The organism is Prosthecobacter sp. GW821-HT29F12 (genome assembly GCF_058803405.1).
In genome coordinates this window covers 1,451,646-1,475,763 of record NZ_CM179517.1, presented here as the reverse complement: position 1 = coordinate 1,475,763, position 24,118 = coordinate 1,451,646, and the positions used below count along the sequence as shown (strand labels likewise).

Annotated in this window: 17 protein-coding genes; 7 read left to right on the top strand and 10 right to left on the bottom strand. The window is 59.1% G+C overall.

Annotated features, from left to right (window positions below; all coding sequences use genetic code 11):
• Window positions 1-184: 184 nt before the first annotated feature.
• The gene (locus tag AC3RLQ_RS06260) at window positions 185-1,843 is read left to right on the top strand and encodes a sulfatase (protein WP_493035360.1); all 1,659 of its coding nucleotides are present in this window, start codon (window positions 185-187) and stop codon (window positions 1,841-1,843) included.
• An 82-nt stretch (window positions 1,844-1,925) separates the two neighbouring features.
• Window positions 1,926-3,362 carry a Gfo/Idh/MocA family protein gene (locus AC3RLQ_RS06255; protein WP_493035358.1) on the top strand — a complete coding sequence of 479 codons (1,437 nt, stop codon included), beginning with the start codon at window positions 1,926-1,928 and terminating at the stop codon, window positions 3,360-3,362.
• 58 nt (window positions 3,363-3,420) lie between these two features.
• Here the strand turns inward: AC3RLQ_RS06255 and AC3RLQ_RS06250 are convergent, their stop codons facing one another.
• Entirely contained in the window at window positions 3,421-4,677 is a 1,257-nt protein-coding gene (locus tag AC3RLQ_RS06250; RefSeq protein ID WP_493035356.1) for a hybrid sensor histidine kinase/response regulator, read from the bottom strand.
• Window positions 4,678-4,682: 5 nt separating this feature from the next.
• On the bottom strand, window positions 4,683-6,038 hold the full coding sequence (locus AC3RLQ_RS06245) for a sensor histidine kinase (RefSeq protein WP_493035354.1): 1,356 nt from the start codon (window positions 6,036-6,038) through the stop codon (window positions 4,683-4,685).
• Window positions 6,039-6,382: 344 nt separating this feature from the next.
• Between AC3RLQ_RS06245 and AC3RLQ_RS06240 the strand changes: the two genes are divergently transcribed.
• Genes AC3RLQ_RS06240 through AC3RLQ_RS06230 form a run of 3 tightly spaced genes read left to right on the top strand, consistent with a single transcriptional unit; the run spans window position 6,383 to window position 9,044 of the window.
• The gene (locus AC3RLQ_RS06240) at window positions 6,383-7,522 is read left to right on the top strand and encodes a glycerate kinase (RefSeq protein ID WP_493035352.1); all 1,140 of its coding nucleotides are present in this window, start codon (window positions 6,383-6,385) and stop codon (window positions 7,520-7,522) included.
• Window positions 7,523-7,570: 48 nt separating this feature from the next.
• Window positions 7,571-8,494, top strand: a complete 924-nt coding sequence (gene fabD / locus AC3RLQ_RS06235) for an ACP S-malonyltransferase (protein ID WP_493035350.1) — start codon at window positions 7,571-7,573, stop codon at window positions 8,492-8,494.
• Between the two features lie 4 nt (window positions 8,495-8,498).
• Entirely contained in the window at window positions 8,499-9,044 is a 546-nt protein-coding gene (locus AC3RLQ_RS06230) for a redoxin family protein (RefSeq protein ID WP_493035348.1), read from the top strand.
• Window positions 9,045-9,213: 169 nt separating this feature from the next.
• Here AC3RLQ_RS06230 and AC3RLQ_RS06225 read toward each other — a convergent pair whose 3' ends face one another.
• The gene (locus AC3RLQ_RS06225; protein WP_493035346.1) at window positions 9,214-9,744 is read right to left on the bottom strand and encodes a GNAT family N-acyltransferase; all 531 of its coding nucleotides are present in this window, start codon (window positions 9,742-9,744) and stop codon (window positions 9,214-9,216) included.
• A gap of 192 nt (window positions 9,745-9,936) precedes the next feature.
• On the opposite strand from AC3RLQ_RS06225, the gene AC3RLQ_RS06220 reads away from it, so the two are divergent.
• Window positions 9,937-11,331 (top strand): phenylacetate--CoA ligase family protein, encoded by a 1,395-nt coding sequence (locus AC3RLQ_RS06220; protein ID WP_493035344.1) that lies wholly within the window; start codon window positions 9,937-9,939, stop codon window positions 11,329-11,331.
• A gap of 14 nt (window positions 11,332-11,345) precedes the next feature.
• Here AC3RLQ_RS06220 and AC3RLQ_RS06215 read toward each other — a convergent pair whose 3' ends face one another.
• The 6 genes from AC3RLQ_RS06215 to AC3RLQ_RS06190 form a co-directional block, all read right to left on the bottom strand.
• Complete coding sequence (locus AC3RLQ_RS06215; RefSeq protein ID WP_493035342.1) at window positions 11,346-12,944, bottom strand: arylsulfatase; 1,599 nt, start codon at window positions 12,942-12,944, stop codon at window positions 11,346-11,348.
• A 111-nt stretch (window positions 12,945-13,055) separates the two neighbouring features.
• Window positions 13,056-15,686 carry a DNA gyrase subunit A gene (gene gyrA / locus AC3RLQ_RS06210; protein ID WP_493035340.1) on the bottom strand — a complete coding sequence of 877 codons (2,631 nt, stop codon included), beginning with the start codon at window positions 15,684-15,686 and terminating at the stop codon, window positions 13,056-13,058.
• 44 nt (window positions 15,687-15,730) lie between these two features.
• Window positions 15,731-16,189, bottom strand: coding sequence for a four helix bundle protein (locus AC3RLQ_RS06205; RefSeq protein WP_493035338.1), 459 nt, complete (start codon window positions 16,187-16,189; stop codon window positions 15,731-15,733).
• A 48-nt stretch (window positions 16,190-16,237) separates the two neighbouring features.
• Window positions 16,238-18,799, bottom strand: a complete 2,562-nt coding sequence (locus tag AC3RLQ_RS06200) for a DNA gyrase subunit B (RefSeq protein WP_493035336.1) — start codon at window positions 18,797-18,799, stop codon at window positions 16,238-16,240.
• 153 nt (window positions 18,800-18,952) lie between these two features.
• Window positions 18,953-19,609 (bottom strand): gluconate 2-dehydrogenase subunit 3 family protein, encoded by a 657-nt coding sequence (locus AC3RLQ_RS06195; protein WP_493035334.1) that lies wholly within the window; start codon window positions 19,607-19,609, stop codon window positions 18,953-18,955.
• Between the two features lie 12 nt (window positions 19,610-19,621).
• Window positions 19,622-21,400, bottom strand: a complete 1,779-nt coding sequence (locus tag AC3RLQ_RS06190) for a GMC family oxidoreductase (RefSeq protein ID WP_493035332.1) — start codon at window positions 21,398-21,400, stop codon at window positions 19,622-19,624.
• A 187-nt stretch (window positions 21,401-21,587) separates the two neighbouring features.
• Between AC3RLQ_RS06190 and AC3RLQ_RS06185 the strand changes: the two genes are divergently transcribed.
• A complete protein-coding gene (locus AC3RLQ_RS06185; RefSeq protein WP_493035330.1) occupies window positions 21,588-23,714 on the top strand; it encodes a beta strand repeat-containing protein in 2,127 nt (708 codons plus the stop codon).
• Window positions 23,715-23,718: 4 nt separating this feature from the next.
• On the opposite strand, the gene queD is transcribed toward AC3RLQ_RS06185, so the two are convergent.
• Complete coding sequence (queD, locus tag AC3RLQ_RS06180) at window positions 23,719-24,084, bottom strand: 6-carboxytetrahydropterin synthase QueD (RefSeq protein WP_395732432.1); 366 nt, start codon at window positions 24,082-24,084, stop codon at window positions 23,719-23,721.
• Between the last annotated feature and the right edge of the window lie 34 nt (window positions 24,085-24,118).

The window sequence follows — 24,118 nt, the reverse complement described above, 5'->3', positions numbered from 1 at the left end:
GAGCTATTATACGCTGCTGAAATGCACTGCGTGGGGTGAATCGGTCAACAGGCCATCCGCTCCATTTGATCAAAATGCCATCCCCTTAATCTTCGCCCGGAAATCAGTTCCCGTTTCACATAAGTTCTTGTCAGGGAGCAGGAGATGAGACAGCGTCTCAATTCATTCCTCAGCCCGTTATTTCATGCACCGCTTTTTCGCTCCCTTCCTTTGCATGGCAGGTCTTCTGACCGCCCAAACTCCCTCGGTCAATCCAACGCCCGCGGTGCCTGAAACCCCGGCTGCACCTAGTGCTAATTCGGTTCCGGCCACACCAGCGCCCCCAACGCCTCCAGCAGTACCGACTCCCTCGCCAGCCGCCACCGCCACACCCGGTTCACCCGCTGCCGCAGAAACGCCCCCGCCTGCTCCCCTGCCTCCCATTCAGCCGCCGCCAGTGAAAGTGCCTGTGGTGCCCACGCTGCCAGCAGGACCGCCACCGAACATCATCGTCATGCTCATTGATGACATGGGCTGGACGGATCTGGGATGCTACGGTTCCAAGTATTACGAGACGCCGCACATTGACCAGCTTGCGAAGGACGGCATGCGCTTCACCCAGGCGTATTCGGCCTGCACCGTGTGCTCGCCCACACGTGCGGCCATGCTGACGGGCAAATCGCCTGCTCGCTTGCACATCACCGACTGGATCGCCGGCCATGTGCCAAGCAATGGACGTCTGCTCATTCCCAATTGGACGATGAAACTGCCCTTGGAGGAGGAGACCATCGCAGAGCGCCTCAAGACGAAGGGCTACGCCACGGCAAGCATCGGCAAATGGCACCTCGGCGAGGAGGAGTTTTATCCGACCAAGCACGGCTTTGATGTGAACATCGGCGGCATGCACATCGGGTCACCGCCCAGTTACTTCTCGCCTTACAGGATCGCCACGCTGCCGGATGGACCCAAGGATGAATTCCTGAGCGACCGCCTCACCGATGAGGCCGTGAAATTCATCGACAAGAACAAGGAGAAACCTTTCTTCATCTATCTCCCGCATTACGGCGTCCACACACCCATCATGGGCAAGCCGGAAGTCATCGCGAAGTATCAGGCCAAGAAAGCCGCCGGCGGCCACAGCAACCCTGTGTATGCCGCGCTGGTCGAGAGCATCGACGACAGCGTGGGCAAGCTGCGAGCCAAACTGAATGAACTGAAGCTGACCGAAAACACGATCTTCATCTTCACCAGCGACAACGGCGGCCTCAGCGGAACCGTCAACGCCAACGGCTGGTCACGCGGCCCCACGGACAACAGTCCCGCTCGTCTTGGCAAAGGCAGCGCGTATGAGGGCGGCGTGCACATCCCACTCATTGTCTCCTGGCCCGGACTGGTGAAACCCGGCAGCACCTGCGACGTGCCCGTGATCACCTACGACCACGTTCCCACCTTGCTCGCCGCCACGCAGACTGCGCTCGCGAAGGATCAGGTTGTTGATGGCGAGTCCCTGCTGCCGCTGCTCGGCGCCACGGACACCCTCGCCCGCGAGGCCATCTACTGGCACTACCCGCATTACCATCCAGGCAGCGCCACGCCTTACAGCGCGATCCGCGAAGGTGACTGGAAGCTCATCTACTTCCATGAGGACAGCCACGTTGAACTCTACAACCTGAAACTCGACGCAGGTGAAGTGGACAACCGCGCCCCGTTTGACTCCGTGCGCGCCCTGCAGCTGCGCGACAAACTCATGGCATGGCTCAAAGACACCGGTGCCCAGATTCCCGAACACAATCTGAAGTACGATCCCGACAAGCCGATCAATGAGCCAAGGAAGCCCGGAGCGGGGAAGAAGAAAGCGCAGTGATTTGGAGAAGTGCGGGCACTTTGTGCTTCTTGACGTTTCCTCGGAAACTCCGCCGGTGACCGTGCGTTGTAAGTAGACAACCATGAGTGCCAGCCAACCTGTCTCGTCCCGCCGTCAGTTCCTCACCCGCAGCGCCTCCGCCGCTGCGGCCCTGGGATTTCCTGCCATTGTCAGCTCACGTTCGCCGAACGAGCAGCTGAACCTCGTCTTCATTGGTGTGGGCGGGCGCGGCGCGTCCAACATCAAGGAACTCACCGGCGTCGCGCTCTACACGCCGCCGCGTGGCAAGGATGCCAAGCCCGGTGCGGTCGCGCCTCCGCCACCGCCAGTCGTCGAGCCTCGTGAAAACGTCGTCGCCATCTGCGATGTGAATGGCGAGAACCTTGATCGAGCTGGCGTGGCGTTTCCGCGAGCACAGAAGTTCAGCGACTTCCGAAGACTGTACACCACTATCAGACCCGACGAGATCGACGCCGTCATCATCAGCACCACCGAGCACACGCATGCCTACGCCACGCTGCCTGCACTGCTGATGAAGAAGGCGGTGTACTGTGAGAAGCCGCTGTCCCACAACGTCGCGGAAGCACGTTTCATTGCCGAGGCTGCGGCCAAAGCTGGAGTCGTCACGCAGATGGGCACGCAGATTCACGGCATGCCAAACTACCGCCGCGTGGTCGAATTGATTCAGAGCGGTGCTATCGGCAAAGTGACCGAGGCCCACGTGTGCGTCTCGCGCGCCTGGGGTCTGCAAAGTGCGGAAGACGCGCAGAAGAACGGCGACATCGTCCACGTCACCGAGCGGCCCACGGTGGCCGAAACACCGCCACCGTATCTGGATTGGGACCTGTGGATCGGCCCAGCGCCAATGCGTCCTTACAACAGTGTTTATTTCCCCGGGCCCAAGTGGTACCGCTGGTGGGACTTTGGCAATGGCACCATGTCCGATCTCGGCAGCCATTGGAACGACCTCCCCTTCTGGGCGCTAAAACTCGATGCCCCGCTGAGCGTCGAAGCCTTTGGCCCTCCGCCGCATCCCGAAATCGCCCCGGCTTCGATGCACGCCGTGTATGAGTACGGCCCGCGTGGCGACATGCCCGCGTGCAAGATCCACTGGCATCAGGGCGCGGACAAACCCGACGTGTGGAAGAACGATCCCTTCATCAGCAAGTGGAGCAACGGGGTGCTCTTCATCGGCGACAAAGGCATGCTGCTCTCCGACTACGGCAAGCACGTCCTGCTCCCCGAAGCCACGTTTAAAGACTTCCAGGCGCCGAAGCCTTTCATCGCCGACTCACCCGGGCAACATGCGGAATTCCTCGCGGCCATCCGCAACGGCACGCCGACCGGCAGCCCCTTCAGCTACGCCGGTCCGCTGACGGAAGCCAATCACCTCGGCAACGTGGCGCACCGCGCGGGTGGCAAGATCCTCTGGGATTCCAAAGCCATGCGCATCACGAACAATGAGGCGGCGAATCGCTTCCTCAGCCGTGTGCCGCGTGAGGGTTGGAAGCTGGGGTGAGCACGAGTTCGCTGGTTTAGCAGGGAGCGGGACTTGGTAAGTGCCGCTCTTTGCCGCCTTACGCAGCAACCATCTCGTCACGCATTTTCCAGCGCTGCTCGTGATTGAGCAGGGTGCGGAAGAAATCTTCTTCCTTCTTGGGTTCCAAGTTGGTTTGGACGGGCAGGCTGAATTCGAGCTCCAGGCCACGCGGTTCCAGATGGCGGGCCTCGGCGGTGCCGCCATGCAGATGCATGGTGACGTAGCAGGCCATCATGTTCACGCCAAAATCATCCGGCTTGCGGCTGCGGGTGTAGAAGGGATCAAACAGATTCACCGGCTTGTCCCCGCCTTCCCAGACACCGGTGTCACGCACATACATGACCAGATGCGACTGACCTCTCGCATCCTGACGAACTTTCGCGCTGATGTGTATGCTGTCGCCGGGGCTGAGGTGCGTGAGCTCCTCCATGAAAATCAAACGCCACATCTGGCGGAAGCGCGCACCATGAACCAGGACCGGAGGGAGACTTGGATCGATTGAGACTTCGATTTTCAGGTTCTTTTCCTTCATCTGCACGGCAAACAAGTCGAGCATCTCGTTGATGACATTGCTGAGATGGCATTGATCCGTGCGCTCCAGGCGTTTGGAGTGAGAGGCCTCGGCCAGACGAGCCAGCATGGACTGAATGCGTTCGAGCTGTGATTGCGCCTGATTCTGCACATCGATCCAGAATGAGGGATCACGCGGGTGGGCACCGCCAATCTCCTCCATCAGTTTCATCGGAGCCAGGTCAATGAATGCGCGCACGACCGTGAGCGCATTGCGCAGGTGATGGTTGAGACCTTCCGCGAGGATGCCGAGGCCGGACACCTTGTCTGCGGAGAGCATGTTGCGCACGGACTCCGCCTTTTCCACCAGCAGGCGCTCGCGCTCGACGAGCGCATGGTAATAGTCCAGTCCGTGCTTGATCACCACACTCAGCTCATCCGGATCCCAGGGCTTGTGCAAATAGCGGAAGCAGCGCCCGGAGTTCACCGCGTCCACCGCCGCCTGATAGTCCGTGTAGGCCGTGACGAGGATGCGCACCAGGTTGGGATTGAGCTTGCGTGCATGCTCCATCAATTCAATGCCGCTGGGCCCCGGCATGCGCTGATCTGTGAGCAGCAGACCGATCTGCGGACCGTAATTTTGCAGGATGCGGTAGCCGTCCATCGCGTTGTTGGCGACGTGGATCGTGTACTCATCCCCAAAGATCTCCTTGAAGTAATGCAACGCCTTCTCCTCGTCATCGACGTAGAGAATGTGATATGGCGATAGCAGCGGGCTCGGCATCAGTATCAGGTAGTCGCAGGTTTTTTCAGGCTCAAGGTGAACTGCGTGTGGCTGCCCACCGCAGTGTCGATTTTTATTTCGCCTTCCATCTGCTGGATCATGCGGAAGCAGATGCTCAGGCCCAGGCCCATGCCCTGCCCCACCTGCTTGGTGGTGAAGAAGGGATCAAAGATCTTCGAGAGGTTTTCCTTTGGAATGCCCGGGCCGTTGTCCCGAACGATGAAATCCACACCGTTCGCGGTCTCGCAGGCTTTGAGCCAGATGGTGGGCGAGGGGCGGCCTGCCAGGGCATCCAGGCTGTTTTGCACCAGATTGAGCAAAATCTGGATGAGGTAGTTCTCGTCTCCCTGCGCTATGACGTCCGCCGGAATCTCATCCACCAGCGTCACTCCGCGGTCACCGATCTCCTTGGCCAGCAGGCGAAGTGCCTTGCGCGAAGTCTCCTGCAGATTCACCGGTCTGGAACCACGGTTTTCCGGATGCGCAAAGGTGCGCAGATCCGACACGATGGCAGCCACGCGGTCAATGCCTTCACCGATGTCTTCGGCAATGCTGGTGAAGGTCTCGGCAATATCAGGCGGCAGCGCCCTGCCCTTTTTCTTCAGCAGATAGATTGCTGACTTCACGTAGTTCAGCGGGTTGTTGATCTCATGCACGATCCCGGCGCTGAGCCGTCCGATGGAGGCCAGCTTTTCACTCTGATCCAGCTGGGCTTCCGTTTCGCGCAGGCGCTTCAGCGTGGCGGTGAGTTCCTCATTGCGTGCGGCCAGCTCTTCGCGCTGATCCTCCACCTTGCAGCGGTTGGCGAATTCCCGCAGACGGATCGCGTGATGCTGGCGGCTGCCGAAATAGAGGACCACACAGTTCAACAGAATGAAGCCGGTGTTGTTCACGAAAATCCCCAGGGCATGAGAATCGCTGAAATTGAGATTGGGCAGGGTGGCGGCAAAGTAAGCCAGCACGACGAGGCCCAGCGTGATGCCAATCTCACGGAACGTCCAATGGAAGACAAATGACGTGGCCACGATGCACAGCGTGAGACCCGCGTAATAGCCGGAGCCGGGATCACCGCTGAGGTAGATCATGAAGCAGATCATCAAAGCCGGCAGCAGTGGCAGGATGATCGGATACGCACGGCAGTATTTCCGCCCGAGTGATCCATTCAACGCGAGCAGCAAAGGCACGCAACTGGCCGCACAGGCCAGACGCAGGACCAGAAACTGCCAGTAATCAGCAGGATAGGCCATCCAGTCGAGGAAGCTGCATAAGGGAACAAGAACCATCACAAACCAGGCCCCCATTCTCGCATTGCGCAGATTAAGCTCCATCTGTTCCTTCTCGAAACGGTTGGGTGGAGGCACAATTTTTTCTAAACCTTTCCTTACGGGGCGGTCTGTGCTGGATGCGATCAGAGGTGAGCTGATTTCTGCCAAGGCGGCGATTGACATAATTACTATAAAATTAATAATAATTACGTTGTTAAATCAAGGCCAATTCAAGGTTTTTTACAATTCCCTGACAAGAGGCACGGTGCGACCGAATGGACTCAACCACAACAAGTCAGCGGGTCAAGGAGCCCTGCTGCGTGGCGGATTCAGAGCAACCTCCCCACGTACCATGCACCGCTGAGACGGCTTGAAGATGCAGCGCCATTCTCTTCTTGATCGCTTGGCAGCCTGCCGGGGCTTGGCATCATACGAGGCTCATGCGCATTCTCATCGCCATCGACAAGTTCAAAGGCTCCATCCCGGCCGCCGAGGCTGCTCAGGCCATCGCCTCGGCCCTGAACCAGACTTTGCCAGAGGCTGTCTGCGACCTCTGCCCGATAGCCGACGGGGGGGAAGGCACCGCTGAGGCGGTGGTGACCGCACTGAATGGCGAGTGGTGTGAGACCGCGACTTTTGACGCCCAAAACCGGCCGGTCACCGCCCGCTATGGTCTCATCCCCGCCGCAAACCAGCTGGAAGCCATCATGGAAATGAGCGCTGCGTCCGGCCTCGCCATGGTCAGTGACCTTCCGCTGAATCCTGCCATAGCCAGTACGCACGGTACAGGATTGATGCTGCAGGATGCCATGGAACGCGGCGTGCAGCGCATCGTCATTGGCATCGGCGGCAGTGCCACGAATGACGCCGGGATCGGCATGGCGGCGGCGCTGGGGTTTCGCTTTCTGGATGCTTCCGGTGCACCGCTGGAGCCCATCATCGCCAACATGGATCGCCTGGCCAGGATCGAACCGCCAGAAGGTGAGTTTCCCGAAATCCTGGTCGCCTGTGACGTGAACAACCCCCTGCTCGGCCCCCATGGCTGCACGCGGGTTTATGGAAAGCAGAAGGGCGTGGCGGATTTCGAGTTCTTTGAGAATCGACTGCGGCACCTCGCGGATATCGCGAAACGAGATCTCAGGGTCGATCACCGAGATATTCCCGGTGCAGGTGCTGCCGGTGGCCTCGGCTTTGGCCTCATGACTTTCTGCGGAGCCAGACTCACCAGCGGCTTCGATTTGATCGCCGATCTTGTTCATCTTCGCCAGCGTATCGCCGCCGCCGACCTCGTCATCACCGGTGAAGGCCGCCTGGATGCCCAGACGCTCCACGGCAAAGGCCCCATGGGCGTCGCCGACATGGCCCGCGAACTCGGCAAACCTGTGGCCGCCTTTGCTGGAGCCATCGAGGCCGAAGATCAGCTCCGCGCCCGCTTCGACCTGCTCTGCGCCATCAAACCCAAAGAAATGCCCCTGGCCGAAGCCATGCAGCGCGGCCTCGAACTCCTGACGGAAACGGTCATCGCCCAGAGCCTGGCCATTCGCGACCTCTTGACCGGCCCCACTGACCGTGCTCAGTGATCCCCTCCCCTCATTTAACAACCAGTCTCCCGTATCCAGCATCCCCGAATGAACGCAGTCCTCCTCTTCGCCGGTCAAGGCGCCCAAAAAGTCGGCATGGGCAAAGATCTTGCCGAAATCTATCCCACCGTCCGTGCTCTCTTTGACCAGGCCGATGCCACCCTTGGCTACTCGCTTTCCAACATCATGTTTGAAGGCCCGATGGAGGAACTGACGAAGACATCCCGCTGCCAGCCTGCACTTTACGCCCACGGCCTGGCCATCCTCGAAGTGCTTAAGAGCAAAGTGCCCGCCCTCAACATCACCGCCACCGCAGGACTCTCCCTCGGTGAATTCACCGCGCACGCCGCCGCCGGCACCTTCGACTTTGCCACAGGACTCAACCTCGTCTTCCAACGTGGCAGCTTCATGGAAGAAGCCTGCGAAAACACCAAGGGTGCCATGCTGGCATTGATCGGTGGTGAGGAGTCCGCCATCCGCGAACTCGCCAAGGAGTGCGATGTGGATGTCGCCAATCTCAATGCACCCGGCCAGATCGTGCTTAGCGGCGGCGCTGAAGGCATTGCCGATGCCGCGGCCAAATCCAAGGACAAGGGCATCAAGCGCGCCATTCCCCTGCCCGTCGCCGGTGCTTATCACAGCCGCCTGATGAAGTCTGCTCAGGACAAACTCGCGGTAGCTCTCGCTACGGCCTCCATCCAAAGCCCGAAGGTTCCGGTGGTGTGCAACTTCGAAGCACGTCCCGTTTCCACGCCCGAAGAAATCCGCTCCACGCTAACCAGCCAGGTCACCGGCAGCGTCCGCTGGGTGGAGAGCATGCAGCACCTCATCGCCGCAGGTCACACCACCTTCATCGAACTCGGCCCCGACGCCACCCTCGCCGGACTCATGGGCAAGATCGACAAATCCGTGAAGGTCATCAGCATCAAGGATGCTGCCTCGCTGGATGCGGCGGTGGCTCAACTGCAATAAGACCATGAAGCTCCTGCTTTGCGCGATGCTGCTTCTCACCAGCATCGCTTCCGCACTCGAACTGCCGGCCACCGACGGCAAGAGCTACGATCCTGCCGCGGTGGGTGACAAGAAAGCCGTCGTGCTCTTCTTCGTCTCGCCGTTCTGCTCGACCACCAAGTCGTTCATGAAGGAGATCAACCAGATCACGGCCGATTATAGCGACCGCGTCGTGGTTTACCTCGTGCACTCCGATCCGGAGATCACGAATGAAGTGGCGATGGAGCATGCCATCCTCTCCGAGGTGAAGGCCACCGTGCTGCTCGACAAGGAACAGGCGCTCGCAAAGCAGGTGCAAGCCAGGATCACGCCGGAGGCTGTCGTGCTCTCACCCAAGAGCGAGACGCTTTACAAAGGCCGCATCAACGACCTCTACCTCGGCCCCACCAAGCGTCAGCGCACCGCCACCACCAAAGATCTGAGGGATGCGCTCGATGCCGTTCTCGCTGGGAAGCCTGTTCCCGCTCCGCAACACGAGGCGCAGGGCTGCAAGATCGGCGGCATGAAGTGAGAAATGTCTGGCATGATGAGTCCGCCTGCCTTCGACCGCTCTTTCGGAGAGTGTTTTGTCAAAAGCCGGGCCTGCCGCGCCTAATCCTTCACGACGCACTTGGCAAGCGCGCTCCTCGGGTGCGCGAAAGACACTGCAATGAATCTTGCCTCAAGCTTCTCTGGCGTGGTCACCACACCAGCACATCTTCCTCCGGCTCTTCTTTCCGCACGACGGTCCAGCGGTACATAATGGGATAAATCGGACGCTTATCCTCGAAGAAATCCGAGACGAAGGGCGGACCAAACGTGGTGAAACCAAAATGCTGGTAGAGGGGCAGCAGATGCTTGCCAGTCTTCGTGATCAGATACTCGGCCTTGTTTTTCACCGCGTAATCATTGATGCCCATGCACAGCTTCAGAAGATGGACGCCCGCGCTCCCCTTCACGGTACAAGCGCGTGAAAGTTCCAGGCTCAGTTTTGCAGGAGGCAGCACCACATCCTTGAGCTGCGATTCATGCATCATTTCAAACTGCCGGACCTCATCACTGCGCAGCACTCGTGTGACCCCCAGGACGTTGTCCTTTCTGTCAAACAGAGCAAAATGATGAGCCTGCTCATCAAACTCATCCAACACATGGGTGATGGACGCGCCATAGGAGGCCCGCCGGAATGATTCAATCGTATTCCGATAGGCATTAAATTCAATTTCTCTGACCATTGGATTAAGCTGAGGATCCTATTGAAATCGTATTTCAACCCCATCCCGGCTGGGTGAAGCCGCAGTCAATTTGGGGGAGGAGTTGAAGAAAATTGTCCGAAGGATAATCACGCATCAATTCAGCTGACAGAGGCGTACCGAACAGCGTGCTTCAGCCATCGCGGGATGTGATCGCTGCGGCATCTCACAACCATGAAAAGGCTGCTCAATCTTTACCGTGCCTCCAAGTCCATCCGTCATGCTCAAAGCCTGAGCCGCGTTGAGCTGATGCAGCTTCAGGAACGACGCTGGCGCGCGCTGGCCCACCGGGCCTTTGCCTCCAGTCCGTTTTACCGCCGTCAGCTGGCGGGTCTGGATCTTGACCGCTGCGCCTTCTCTGACATTCCCGTGCTCACCAAAGCCAGCTTGATCAAGAACTGGGATGAGATCGTTCCAGACCCACAACTTCACCGGGAGGCGCTTGAGCGATATCTCAAGGATCCGCACAACTGGGGCAAGCTTTTGAATGGCCGCTGGATGGTGAGCATGACCTCGGGCACCTCCGGCGCTGCCCTGGCCATCCCGCATGAGATCACCTCAGTGGACTGGAATCACTCGGCCCATGCCATCCGCAGTGCGCCCACGGCAGCCAAGTCTGCGACACCGAAGCCGTCGCTGTTCCGGAAGCGACCTGTAGCAGCCTCGTTCATCTGCTCGGCGGCCCCATCCGTTTCCGCAGCCCTGCTGCAAACACGTCCATGGATTGGTTCTTTGTTCTGTGACTATCAACCCATCAGTGTCACCGCGCCATGGCAGGAGATCATTGATCGGCTGCACGAGATGAAGCCCACCATCCTCATCGGGTATGCATCCCTGATAGGGCGCCTCGCACAAGCCAAGCTTGATGGCACTCTCAAACTGGAACTGCCCATTCCTGGCGGTGCCATTTCCACCGGAGGCGACTGCCTGACGCCTGGCATTCGTTCATTGTGCAAAAAGGCCTGGGGCATTGAGCCGCTCGATGGCTATGGGTGTGGCGAGTCTCTTGGCATCGCCCGCCAGTGGGCAGGCATGGAATCCTTGGTCGTTTTTGAAGACCTTGCCGTCTTTGAAGCGGTGGATCAAAACGAGCAGGAGTCTCCGCCAGGAGTACTTTCAGATCATGCTCTGGTCACCCCGCTGTTCAATACGGCTTTGCCACTGCTGCGTTACCGCCTTGATGACCGAGTTCGTTTGGGGGCACCACCTGCAGGCTGGCCCTTCAAAGTCATTCAGGAACTGAGCGGGCGCAGCGCGATGACTTACACTTTCAAGGCCCCTGAAAAATTGATTTTTGTCGGGACCAAATTTCTCACCGTTCTGGAGCATCAGCCCGAAGTGACCTCCTATCAGTTTCGTCAATCCAGCGCAGACGCCATTGAGTGCCTCTTTGTCGTCCAGCCAGGTTCTGATAAGAACGAAATCCAATCTCGACTGGAAGCTTCCATTCGCAGATGCCTAGTTGAAGGAGGCTGCGCCAATGTCAGATCCAAGGCGATCCCAGTTCACCATCTGGAACCCGATCCGCGCACAGGCAAAGTGGAGCAAAATGTTCCCCTAAAAGAATAGCGGTTGTTGGCTTGCTAATCCTGCCCGCCCTTCCCCTTCTTGGCCTTGCCTTTCGGTTTTGGTCCTGCTTGGGCGACGTATTCCTTCTCCAGTTTCTCCCAGCGTTCAGCCATTGCCTTCACACGTTGTGGATCCTTTGAAGCAAGGTTGTTGGACTCTGCGCGATCTGTGGTTAGCTCGTAAAGCTCCCACCCATCTCCGTTGTCAGCGGCACTGACGATTTTCCAGTCTCCTTCACGCAGGGCACGATTGCCGGAGTGGTGCCAGAAAAGGAAATCGCGGCTGATTGTCTCGTCTTTCGCAAAGGCGGGCACCAGACTGCGTCCCGGAAACGGTGGCGCATTCTCCGGCATGGCGGAGATATCACCACCGGCGAGCGTGAGGATCGTGGGCACGATGTCGATGACATGTCCCGGTGTGTGGCACAGCTCGCCCTTCGCGCTGATTCGCTGCGGCCAGTGGGCGATGAACGGCGTGCTGATACCACCTTCATGCACCCAGATCTTGTGGCGGCGGAAGGGTGTATTTGACACCGTAGACCCTCCGGGCCCGAGGCAGAGATAGGATGCGGCCGCCCCCATGGGTGCGGCTTTGTCATGTCCGAGTCCGCGCACCATGATCTCCGCGCTCGCGCCATTGTCAGAGAGAAACAGGATGAGCGTGTCCTCGTAGGCGTTCATGGCTTTCAACTGGGCCAGCACACGTCCCACTTCCTGATCCAGTCGGTCGATCATTGCCGCATGGATGGCCTCTTTGGTGGCCTGAAACTGCATCTGCTCAGAGGTCAGACTCTCCCAGGGCACGGCGTGGCGCGTCTCACCGGGGCCGAGGATTTCCAGATCGCTCTCCTTGCCGCTTGGCGCGGTGATTTGCGGTTCAGGATCAGACAGGGTGGTTGAGACAAGCCCCAACTGTTTCTGCCGTTCAAAGCGCGCCGCCCGTGTCTTCGGCCAGCCTTGTGTGTAGGTGTCTTTGTATTTCGCAATGTCCTCCGGCAGAGCCTGAATCGGAAAGTGCGGCGCCGTGAAGGCCACGTAGCTGAAGAACGGCGTGCCCGCATGCTGCTGTGCGTGCTCTTTGAGGAAATCGATCGCATGATCCGCGATCGCAATGCTTGAATACCACGGCCCTTCCGGCTCTGGCAGCGGCTTGTCATCCAGCTCATGCCTTTGCGGATGGAAATGATTGTCCTGCTTCGCCACATGGTAGGAATGGTCAAAGCCCGCATCCGCCACCACTCGCGGAGTGTTGCCCACATGCCACTTGCCCGAGTGATAACTCCGATACCCCAATGGCGCGAGACGCTGGGGCAGTGTGCGCACCCAGGCCGGGAATTTGCCATACTGAGGATCCATCCCTATCTGCTGTGCATAGTGCCCCGTCATGAGCACACTGCGTGTGGGCCAGCACCGTGCGGTGTTGTAGAACTGCGTGAACCGCAGCCCGCCTGCGGCCAGCTTGTCGAGATTCGGTGTCGCTATCTCACTTCCGTAGCAGCCAAGATCCGAGTAGCCGAGGTCATCCGCGAGGATGATGACAAAATTGGGTTTTGCAGACGCAGCGTGAAGCGTGGCGCAGACGAACAGCAGGAAGAAAACGGTCAGGCGAATCATTCTGCATCCAAACGATCCCCCGCCCCTCTTTCTACGTCTATTTCCGCGGTCAAACATGATTCAAAAAAAGAGGCGCAGTTGCCTGCGCCTCTTTGGATTTGTGGGGTCGGCTTATTCCACCGCAGGCGTGTCTTCCGCTGGCGTTTCCTGAGTGGGTTCAGCAGGAGCAGCTTCCACCACGACCTCAGCCTCTTCCGCAACCACGGTGGCCACGTCCTGGATGGTTTCGCCTTCCTTGAGACCCATGAGCTTGACGCCCTGGGCATTGCGGCCGGTCTCGCGGATGTCACAAACGCGGATGCGCACGCTCTGGCCCTTGGTGGTCATGAGCATGAGCTCGTCTTTGTCATGCACCGCCATGGCAGCGACGACCTTGCCGGTTTTCTCCGTGACATTCATGGTGGTCACGCCTTTGCCGCCGCGATTGGCGAGGAGGCGGTACTCATTGAAGGCGGTGCGCTTGCCGAGCCCGTTCTCAGACACGACGAGCACCATGGTATCCGGCTCGTTGGTGATGCAACTGACGATGAAGTCGCCATCGTCCAGCGTGATGCCACGCACACCGGCGGTGGCGCGACCGATCGGACGCAGGTTCGGTGATGTTGGATCATCGCCCGTCTCATGGAAGCGGGCGCACATGCCTTCATGAGTGACAAGGCAGACCTCCTTGTTGCCATCAGTGAGCACGACATCGACGAGGTCGTTGCCTTCATCCAGCTTGATGGCGATAATGCCGTCTTTGCGGTAGTTCTTGAATTCTTCGAGGGCGGTCTTCTTCACGGTGCCGTCCTTTGTGGCGAAGAGGACATACTTGTCCGCCGCCCACATGGCTTCGTCTTCGGCACCCTGTGCCTTGAGGATCAGCACGCTGGCGATCTTCTCTTCGGCGCGCAGATTGAGCATGTTCTTAATGCTACGGCCCTTGCCGGTGCGCGAGGCTTCTGGGATCTGGTACACACGCTCCACATACATGCGTCCGGTGTTGGTGAAGAAGAGCAGGAAGTCGTGTAGATGCGCGCTGAATAGATGCTCCACGAAGTCGGTGGCTTCGTCCTCGCCCTGCGCATCGCGGGTTTCCATGCCTTTGAGGCCCTTGCCGCCACGACCCTGCACGCGGTATTCGGCGGTGGCGGTGCGCTTGATGCTGCCCATGTGCGTCATGGTGACGACGGTCGGGTCGTTCGGGATCAGGTCGATGTTTTCGATCTCGCCCTCGGCGGCTTCGATGCGTGTGAGGCGCGGGGTGGCGTGCTTCAGGCGGATGGCCTGCAGCTCGTCCTTGATGATCTGGAGCACGCGGGACTCACGGGCCAGAATGTCCATGAAATCGCGGATGCTGACGAGCACGTCATCGTAGTCCGCTTTGATCTTGTCACGCTCAAGTCCGACGAGCTGATAGAGGCGGAGTTCCAGAATGTCTTCGACCTGCTTGTCGGTGAAGATGTACTTGTCCCCCACGATGCTCGCCTGGGCACGAATCATGATGCCGAGCTGCTCGGCAGTGCTGATGGAGAAGTTGTAAGCTTTGAGGCGTTCGCGGGCTTCGTCGCGGTTCTTGCTGTCGCGGATGATCTTGATGAAGTCATCTAGGTGGCCGAGCGCGAGGAGCTGGGCCTCCAGCTTTTCAGCCTTGAACTCGGCCTGCTTCAGCAGGAAGCGCGTGCGGCGGATGATGACCTCACGGCGATGCTCGATGTAGCATGCGATCGCGTCCTTCATGCTCAAGACACGCGGCTTGCCACCGTCGATGGCCAGCATGTGGATCGAGAAGCTCGACTCCAGCGCCGTGTGCTTGTACAGATTGTTCAGAACAATTTGGCCACGAGCATCGCGTTTGAGATCGATGACGACGCGGGTGTTTTCGTCCGACTCATCACGCACGCCGCTGATTTCGGTGATGACCTTTTCATTGGCCAGTTCCGCGATGCGTTTCACCAGCTCAGCACGGTTCACGTTGAACGGAATCTCGGTGATGATGATCTGCTCGCGATTGCCGTTTTCGACGATCTCCGCCTGTCCACGGGTGCGCACGCTGCCATGGCCCGTTTCCATGTATTCGCGGATGCCGTTGGTGCCGAGGATGACGCAGCCCGTCGGGAAGTCCGGGCCTTTGATGTGAGCCTGCAGCTCCGTGCAGGTGATCGCTGGATTGTCGATCTGCGCGCACACCGCATCGACGACCTCGCCGAGATTGTGCGGAGGCATGTTGGTGGCCATGCCCACGGCGATGCCTGTGCCGCCATTGACGATGAGGTTGGGAAACGCCGCCGGGAACACGGTGGGCTCGGTGAGACGTTCATCGTAGTTCGGGACGAAATCGACGGTCTCCTTCTCCATGTCCGACATCAAGGTGCCGCCCAGGTGCGTCATGCGGGCTTCCGTATAACGCATAGCTGCCGGAGGGTCGCCTTCCACGGAACCGAAGTTCCCCTGTGGATCGATCAACGGCTCACGAATGGCCCAGGGCTGCCCCATGTGAACGAGCGTCGGGTAAATAACGGCCTCACCGTGCGGATGGTAGTTACCAGAAGTGTCACCGCAGATCTTCGCACACTTCATGTGCTTCTTTGGCGGATAGAGCGACAGCTCATGCATCGCATAAAGGATGCGGCGCTGGGAGGGCTTCAGACCATCACGGACATCCGGCAGCGCACGGGCGATGATGACGGACATCGAGTAGTCGAGGAAGGAGTTCTTCACTTCTTCAGCGACAGAGATGGGGCGAATGTTGGGGTCTTGCATGAGATGGGAAAGGTCAGGGCTGGCGACGGGGCGCCGTCAAAAGGTCAATTGTGCCAGGCGGAAGTGCGTGGGTGGAAGAACTCCTCCAGGGGCAGAAGGTGGATGGAGCTGTCTTGGGAGGAGTCGCGAGCGGAGTTGGAGTGAGTGGGCTCGAAAGTCGCGATGTAGTTGTCGAGCTGACGACGCAGGGTGTCGAGTTTCAGCGAGAGTTCTCTGGCCACGGAATCGATCACGAGCCTTCGAGCCGCAGCCTTTTCCAGCCACGTTTGCGTCTGGCGGAGAGCCCCCAGAGCATAGTGGCAAAATTGGACAATCTCCTGGGCGGAGCTGCGTCCGGCGCCTTCGGAAATGTAGGCAGCGATGGAATCGGCAGCGCGCATCCACTGCAATCCGACCGTCTGCTTCGCGAACAAATCCCAGCCGGCAGTCACAGACCATACGTCCTCCCCAACCCGCATCGCGAGTTGATAGACTTTAAGTTCATGTAGATCGACCGTGCCCATTCCAGCTTCTTGGCGATTCCTGACAACTGCTTGCTCTCTGACTCGCTCCTACACGTCGAGGTTGCGAACGTTGAGGGCGTTCTCTTCAATGAAGTGTTTCCGCGGCTCGACCACGTCGCCCATCAGAATGGTGAACATGCGTTCGGCTTCGTGGGCGTTGGTTTCGTCGAGCTTGATCTGGAGCAGCGTGCGCTTGTTCGGGTCCATGGTGGTCTCGAAGAGCTGCTTGGCGTTCATTTCACCCAGACCTTTGAATCGTTTGATCTCCATGCCGCGCTTGCCGATCTCCATGACTTTGTCGAGGATTCCGGGGATGCTGAAGACGGGGTGCACCTTGGCGTTGTCGCCATCGCCTTCGATGACTTCAAAGAGCGGCTTGTCCTGGCTGCTGAAGTGATCCACGTGCAGGCCGAGTTCATCAAGCTGCTGGAAGCGCTTCTTCATGCCGTGGGCTTCGTGGATCTCAATGAGACGGGCGCGACGGTGTGACTTTGGCAGTGCGACGGCTCCGTTGCCATTGGCCTCGACTGCTGCCGGGTTGCCAAAGAGATGCAGGTCACTGTTGTCACGGGAGAAGGCGGCAATCTGCTCATTGCTGTGGAAGTAATGAATCTTGACCTCGTTGCCCTCACGAATCACCACGAGGTGATGCGGCAGGTTGCCAGTAGCTTCATCGCGCGCCTGGAGGTAGTGCTCAAAGTCAGCGCCATGGCGGCGGATGATGTCGGCAAACTTGGCCACGGGCACGAGCAGATCGAGGATCGCCTTGAGGCGGTCGGCGGCCAGCTTGCTGCCGTCGGCGATGTTGCGGAGGCTGATTTCACCAGAACCGAGTTCGAGCAAGATGGCGTCCATTTCGGCGTCGCTCTGCACATACTCTTCGCGCTTTTTACGTGTCACCTGATACAGCGGCGGCTGGGCGACGTAGATGTGGCCGCGCTTCACGAGCTCAGGCATCTGGCGGAAGAAGAAGGTCAGCAGCAGGGTGCGGATGTGGCTGCCATCGACGTCAGCATCGGTCATGATGACGATCTTGTGGTAGCGGAGTTTGTCGATGTTGAAAGAGCCTTCCACTTCGCTATCACCACCGATCCCGGTGCCGATGGCGGTGATCATGGTCTGGACTTCCTTGTTTTGAAGCACCTTCTCCAGGCGGGCTTTCTCCGTGTTGATGAGTTTACCACGCAGCGGGAGGATCGCCTGATTGTGGCGGTTGCGGCCCATCTTCGCGGAGCCGCCGGCGGAGTCACCTTCGACAATGAACAGCTCGGTCTTCGCGGGATCGCGTTCTGAGCAGTCGGCCAGCTTGCCGGGCAGACCGCCGCTGCTCATGGCGTCCTTGCGGATCGCTTCACGGGCCTTGCGCGCAGCTTCGCGGGATTTCGCCGCGATGATGATGTTCTTGATGATCTCGATGGCCGTGTCGGGATTCTCATCAAAGAAGCGCAGCAGGCCTTCATAGACGATGGAGTTCACCACGCCTTCGACTTCGCCGTTCACCAGCTTCACCTTCGTCTGCGAATTGAAGCGCGGATTGGTGAGCTTGACGCTCAGCACGCAGATCATGCCTTCGCGGCAGTCATCGCCTTCGATGTCGGGCAGCTTTTCTTTGAAGCTCTTCGGGTTGGCGTTGATGTATTGCTTCACCGCCTTGGTCAGAGCCGTCTTGAGGCCGCTGTAGTGCGTGCCGCCGTCCGGGTTCGGAATGGCATTGGCAAAGCAAAGCGTCTGCTCATTGAGCCCCTTGTTCCATTGCAGCACGCAATCGACGAGGATGAACTTCTTCTTGTCATCGATGGGCACTTCACGGCGACCTGCGAGCGCGACGGGTTCAGGGTGAATCTTGTCCTTGTCCGCACCCATCTCGCGCACGAACTGCTTCACACCTTCCTGATAAAAAAGGATATCCTGACGCTGCGGCTCCGTGCGCTCGTCAGTGAGTGTGATGTGGATGCCGGGATTGAGGAAGGCAAGCTCGCGCAGACGAACCAGCAGACGGTCAAAGTTGTACGTCGTGGTGACGGTGAAGATCGAGGCGTCCGGGAAGAAGGAAATCTTGGTTCCTGTGGTCTTGGGATCATCGAGATCGCCCAGAACCGTCAAAGGCTCCGTGGTTTTGCCACGCTCAAAACCGATGGCGTGGATCTTGCCGTCGCGGAAGACCTCGCACTTGAACCAGTCGGACAGCGCGTTCGTACACTTGGCGCCCACGCCGTGCAGACCGCCGGAGAACTCATAGGCGCCGTCGCCAAATTTACCGCCGGCATGAAGGCTGGTGAGCACGAGCTCGACCGTGGGAATCTTCGCCACCTTGTGCATTTCCACCGGGATGCCACGGCCATCGTCCTGAATGGTGATGGAGCCGTCCGTGTGGATGGTGATCCAGACGTTTTTACAATGACCGGCGAGATGCTCGTCGATGGAGTTGTCCACCACTTCAAACACGCAGTGGTGCAGACCGCGCTCATCGGGATCTCCGATGTACATTCCGGGTCGAAGCCGGACGGCTTCGAGACCTTCGAGTTTTTGAATTTGATCGGCACCGTAGGCCTGGTTTTCGGCCACACCGGTATTGAAAGCAGTGTTCTGCTCAGAGGACTGTTCGGACATAAGATTTGAAGGGCTGCCCATCGACTGAATCCGTCCTTGAAACCGCTACCGGAAACGTGCTCGATGATGACCGTTTTAGACTAGCAAGATGAAGAGGCGAGCAAAGGGATTTTTTGCTCCCAAACGAAGTCTTTTTCGGCCCCAAATCAGGCCTTAGACGACATCCTGCAGCCCCAGCTTCTCGATGACCTCCGGCAAAACCCCGGGATAGGGGCCGCCGATGCTGATATTGCCCACGTAGCCGAGGCTTTTCCAGGTCTGACTATGGCTGTAATAACCGCCGACACAGAGCTGGCGGAAGCGCTTGAAAAAGACCGCCCCGACACGGTGCTCCGGTTTGGCCTTGGCCGCATCGCAGATGTCATCGGCGATCTGGGACTGCTGATCGACGCCCAGCTCCTCAAAACGCTTCGAAAAGCGCTTAAAACTCTCCGTATTGAGCCAGCCAAGGCCCCCGCGCAGGGTCTCACGGTCCTCCTGATGCGCGGGATAATCGGCGCTGACCCACTCGTTGATAAAATCTGGAACGCCCACTTCCGAAGCGGCGGGAGAGGTTTCATCCTTTGGCAGGATCAAATCCGCCAGGGCCTGCGTGGTGGCCAGTTCCTCGGCAGACAGCAGCTTTTCCCATGGAAACTTCAGCGGCTGCATGAAGTCGGGGTCGTGAAACACAAACCGCGACGGATGCGCCGGTGGTGCCGGCTCCGTTTGGTTTGGCGCGGCAAAGGCAGGAACGGCTGCTGCACCAGCAGCACCGCTGAGGAGGCCTTTAAGGGCGTTGCGACGGGAAATGGGAGAGGACTCAGACATGGCGCAGATCGGTTAAATGTTCCCCCGTTTCATCTCCTCCATCAGCCATTCGCTGGAACGCCAAGCGAGGGCAAGGATGGTGAGCGTGGGGTTTTTGTCGGGATTGCTGGGCAGGACGGACCCGTCCATGAGGAAAAGGTTCTTCACGTCCCAGGTCTGGCAGTATTGATTGGTGACGCTCTCAGCAGCTTTATCTCCCATGCGAGCGGTGCCGACCTCGTGGATGATCTCGCCGGGCCGCTGGATGGCATCCGCTCCGCTGAGCGGCTTGGCCTTGCCGCCCATGCCTTCGATCATGGCCGCAAAGGTCTGCTGCATGTGTTCCGCCTGCTTGATCTCATGATCGCTCCATTTCCAGTGGAAACGCAGCACCGGAATGCCCCACTGATCCACCACATTGGGATCAAGCTCGCTGTAGCAGTCCTTGTTCGGCAGCATCTCACCGCGACCGGAGAAACCGAACTGAGCGCCGTAGTAACGGCGTGCTTCCTCCTTAAGTTTGCGGCCATAGACACCCGGCGAAGTCGAGTCCAGATAGCCAAAGCTCTTCGCCTCGGGCATCTGCCGGCCGCCGCCCATCTCGATGTGGTATCCTCGGGCAAAGCCTAGCTTGGAGTGTTCATTCACCAGCCACCAAGGCACATAGGTGTGCAATCCACCCGCACCATCCTCATTCATCGGCGGCAGGTCTTCCATGGCGGGAATGTGTGCCCCGAGTCGTGTGCCGACGCTGTCCATCAGATTGCGCCCCACCTGCCCGGAGGAATTGGCCAGCCCCGCCTTGTCGCGGGACTTCGAATTCAGCAGGACGCGCGAGGTTTCGCAGGTGCTCGCGGCGAGAATGACCACGCGCGCTTTCGCGATCGCATCCCGGCGGGTGACCTTGTCAATGTAATGCACGCCCGTGGCCTTGCCGTTGTCATCCATCACCACTTCACGCACCATCGCATCCGTGATGATGTCCAGATTTCCCGTGGCCAACGCTGGTGGCAGCAGCACCGTGGTGCTCTGGAAATTCGCACGAATGCTGCAGCCACGGATGCAGTTCGTGGCCCAGAAACAGGCGGCGCGCGACATCATGTCCTTGCCGAGAATCTCCTGTGCCTTGGGATTGTTCGGGAACAGCACCTTTGGCAGGTTTTTCCAATCCATCGGCTGACTGAGCACCGCACGATGCGCGGCGACGACTGGCACGCCGAGCTTCCTGCCCGCCTTCTTCGCGAGCAATTCACCCACTCGTGGTTTCGGTGGCGGCATCAGTACACCAGGTGATGAATTCGGTGCATTCGCAATGCCGTCGTTCTCACCATAAACTCCGATCAACTGCTCCACGCGATCATACCACGGGGCCATGTCAGAGTAGTTCATTGGCCAGTCAACTCCGAGGCCGTCACGGGATTTTGGTTTGAAATCAAACTCGCCAAAGCGCAGCGAGATGCGGCCCCAGTGATTGGTGCGCCCGCCGAGCATGCGTGCACGCCACCACCAGAAATCGCCCTCTGTGCCCTGCTTGTTGGTGTACGGCTCCCCGGGCACCTGCCAGCCGCCGATGTTCGAATCATAAAAGCCGAAGGGGCGGTCCGGCGTGGCCGCACCACGGAGCGGCGCCATCTCGGGTGTGTTGAACATCGGCGTCTCCTTTACCGGCTCATAATTGCGCCCCGCCTCGATCATGAGCACCTTCACACCGTTCAGGGCCAGGATCATCGCCGCCATGCCGCCGCCGGCTCCAGAGCCCACGACAATGACATCATACTGCGGCTGCGTTTTGCGTTCGGTGAGGACAGGCATGGCGCGACTATAGCCATGAGATGGAAGCGACAAGTCATGTTACGATTTTTCCATATTGGAGCCGGTGAAAGCCAAAGATTTTCAGCCCGAATGTGCCGGGATTGCCACAAGGCGAAATCGTCACGCCGCGCCTTTCGACAACGCGGAACGCAGCAGGCATAGGCGCGCGCTTTCGCCCCCTCCCGACATGAAAAACCAGCATCGCAACATCTCCGCAGCCGCCTTGGCGCTTGCCAGCATCCTCTCGGTTGCCTCGCTTCAAGCGGCAACTTTTGTCATCAGTTCCAACTCCACCACCGCCCAGACACTGGGCAGCGGCTCCGGCCAAACCGGCACCGTCAACAGCGGCGTCTCGCTCACCGTGGGCGGCAGCACAGTGGCCGTCACTGTCACTGGCAACAACGCCAGCATCACGAACAATGGAACCATCAGCCAGACTGGTACTGGCAGAGCGATTGATCTCAACACGGCAAGCATCACGATGGCCATCACCAACAATGCGGGTGCTTTGATCCAGTCTGCTGATTCCGACACCGTCCGCGCCAACAAGGCATCCGACAATGTCACGGTGGACAACTACGGCAGCATCATCTCCCTCAATGCCTCAGCCGGAGGCGCACAGGCGCTGGATCTTGCCGCCGTCACTTCCGGGACGACCACCATCACCAACTACTCCACCGGGCTGCTCAAAGCCACGGCGGCGGATGCCGTGCGTCCAGGCGTGAACGGTACTGTTACCAACAGCGGCTCCATCCTCGCGGTGCCCATCGTTGATTCCGCTGTCACAACGCAGATTGCAGCCACGAGCAGCGATGGCATCGATGCGCAGACCAACACCGGGGTGCAGGTCACCAACAACAACGGAGGCACCATCTCCGGTCGCCATGGCATCACCGGTGGCGCCGCCACTGACACCGTCAACTCCTTCACGATGACCGTCACGAACAACGTCGGCGGCACCATCACGGGCGTTAACGGCTCCGGCATCAACATTGACAACTTCAGCTCCTCCGCAGCCTCCTCCTCCGCCACTGTCACCAACTACGGCACCATCACCGGCAACTATGACAGCGCCCACTACGACGTTGGCGATGGCGATGGTGTCGATGTGGACGGCATCACCACTCTTTACAACCATGGCATCATCCGGGGTCTTGGTGCCAATGGCGTGGGCTCAGATACTTTGACCAATAACCCCGAAGGCGTCTCGATTGGCGGCGGCACGATCATCAACTACTCCGGCGCGGAAATTACTGGCGGAGCATTGGACGGTACCGGCATCGAGGGGCATGGCATCCTGGTTGACAACTCCAGCACTGGAAGCGCCTTCGCTGCCACCAGCATCACCAACAGCGGTCTCATCCGAGGCACCACAGGCTACGCGATTCAGATGGTCAGCACCTTTAACAACACTGTCACCAACAACGCTGGCGGGATCATTCGCGGCGCAGGTGATGCTTTGACGGTCGGAGCCGCCATCCAAACTGGCAATGGTAATGACAACCTCAGCAACGCTGGGACCATCACGGGAGACAACGGCAAAGCCATCGCCATGCAGGGCGGCAATGACACACTCACCGTCACCGGCGGCTCCATCACTGGCGACATTGACGGCGGCACTGGCACCAACACAGCCACATTCAATCCAGGCGCAGGCAACACCTTCAGCTATGCCGGAGCGATCTCCAATTTCAGCAGCGTGGACATCTCCAGCGGCAACGTCATCTTGTCCGGAGCCAGCACCTACAGTGGCAACACCACCGTCAGCGGCACACTCAGCGTCACCAACACCACAGGCAGCGCCACGGGTTCGGGTAACGTCACCGTCAACTCCACCGGCACCTTGAAAGGCACGGGCGACATCGCTGGAAACGTCTCGGTCGCCAGCGGCGGAACCATCGCCCCCGGCCTCAGCCCGGGCACCCTGAACATTGATGGCAACCTCAGCATCGTGGACGGATCTCACTTTGCCTTCGAACTCGGCACCACGTCAGATCTGCTCAACATCGGCGGGGCCCTGAACTTCACGGGAGGCGGCACCGCCTTGTTTGACATTCTGAACAGCGGCAGCATGACCTCGGGCCCAAACTACACGCTGATGAACTACAGCTCCGTCTCCGGTTTGGCGCTTTCAAATCTCGCTTTTGGCTCCACTCCACCTGGATTCGCCGGTCAGTTCACCATCGGTGCCAACTCGCTTACGCTGCATGTGGACGCCGTGCCTGAGCCCTCCCGCGCGGTGCTGGGCGGTTTGGGCCTGGTCGTCCTGACCCTCCGCCGTCGGCGCAAAGCGCGACATCTGGCCAAGGCTTGATCGATCAAAACTCGCCACGAAACACGCAACGGGCGTTGGGTGTTTCGTGGATCACGATCTCGCAGAGGCCGGGCAGTTGCGGGGCCAGCTTTTTCCAAAGCCAGGCGGCCATGTATTCGATGGTGGGATTCTCCAGACCTTCGATCTCATTGAGATAGGAGTGATCCAGCTGGTCCATGATTGGCTTCATCGCCCGGGAAATTTCCGCGTGGTCATAGACCCAGCCGATCTTCGGATCCACCTCGCCCTCGATGGCAATCTCCAGTTTGAAGGAATGGCCGTGCATCTTGGTGCACTTGTGGTCGCCAGGAAGATTGGGCAGCGTCTGGGCGGCCTCGAAACGGAAGTCTTTAATGATGCGTGCGCGCATGTTTTTTGGGTGGGGGAGTCTTTAACCCACGAAT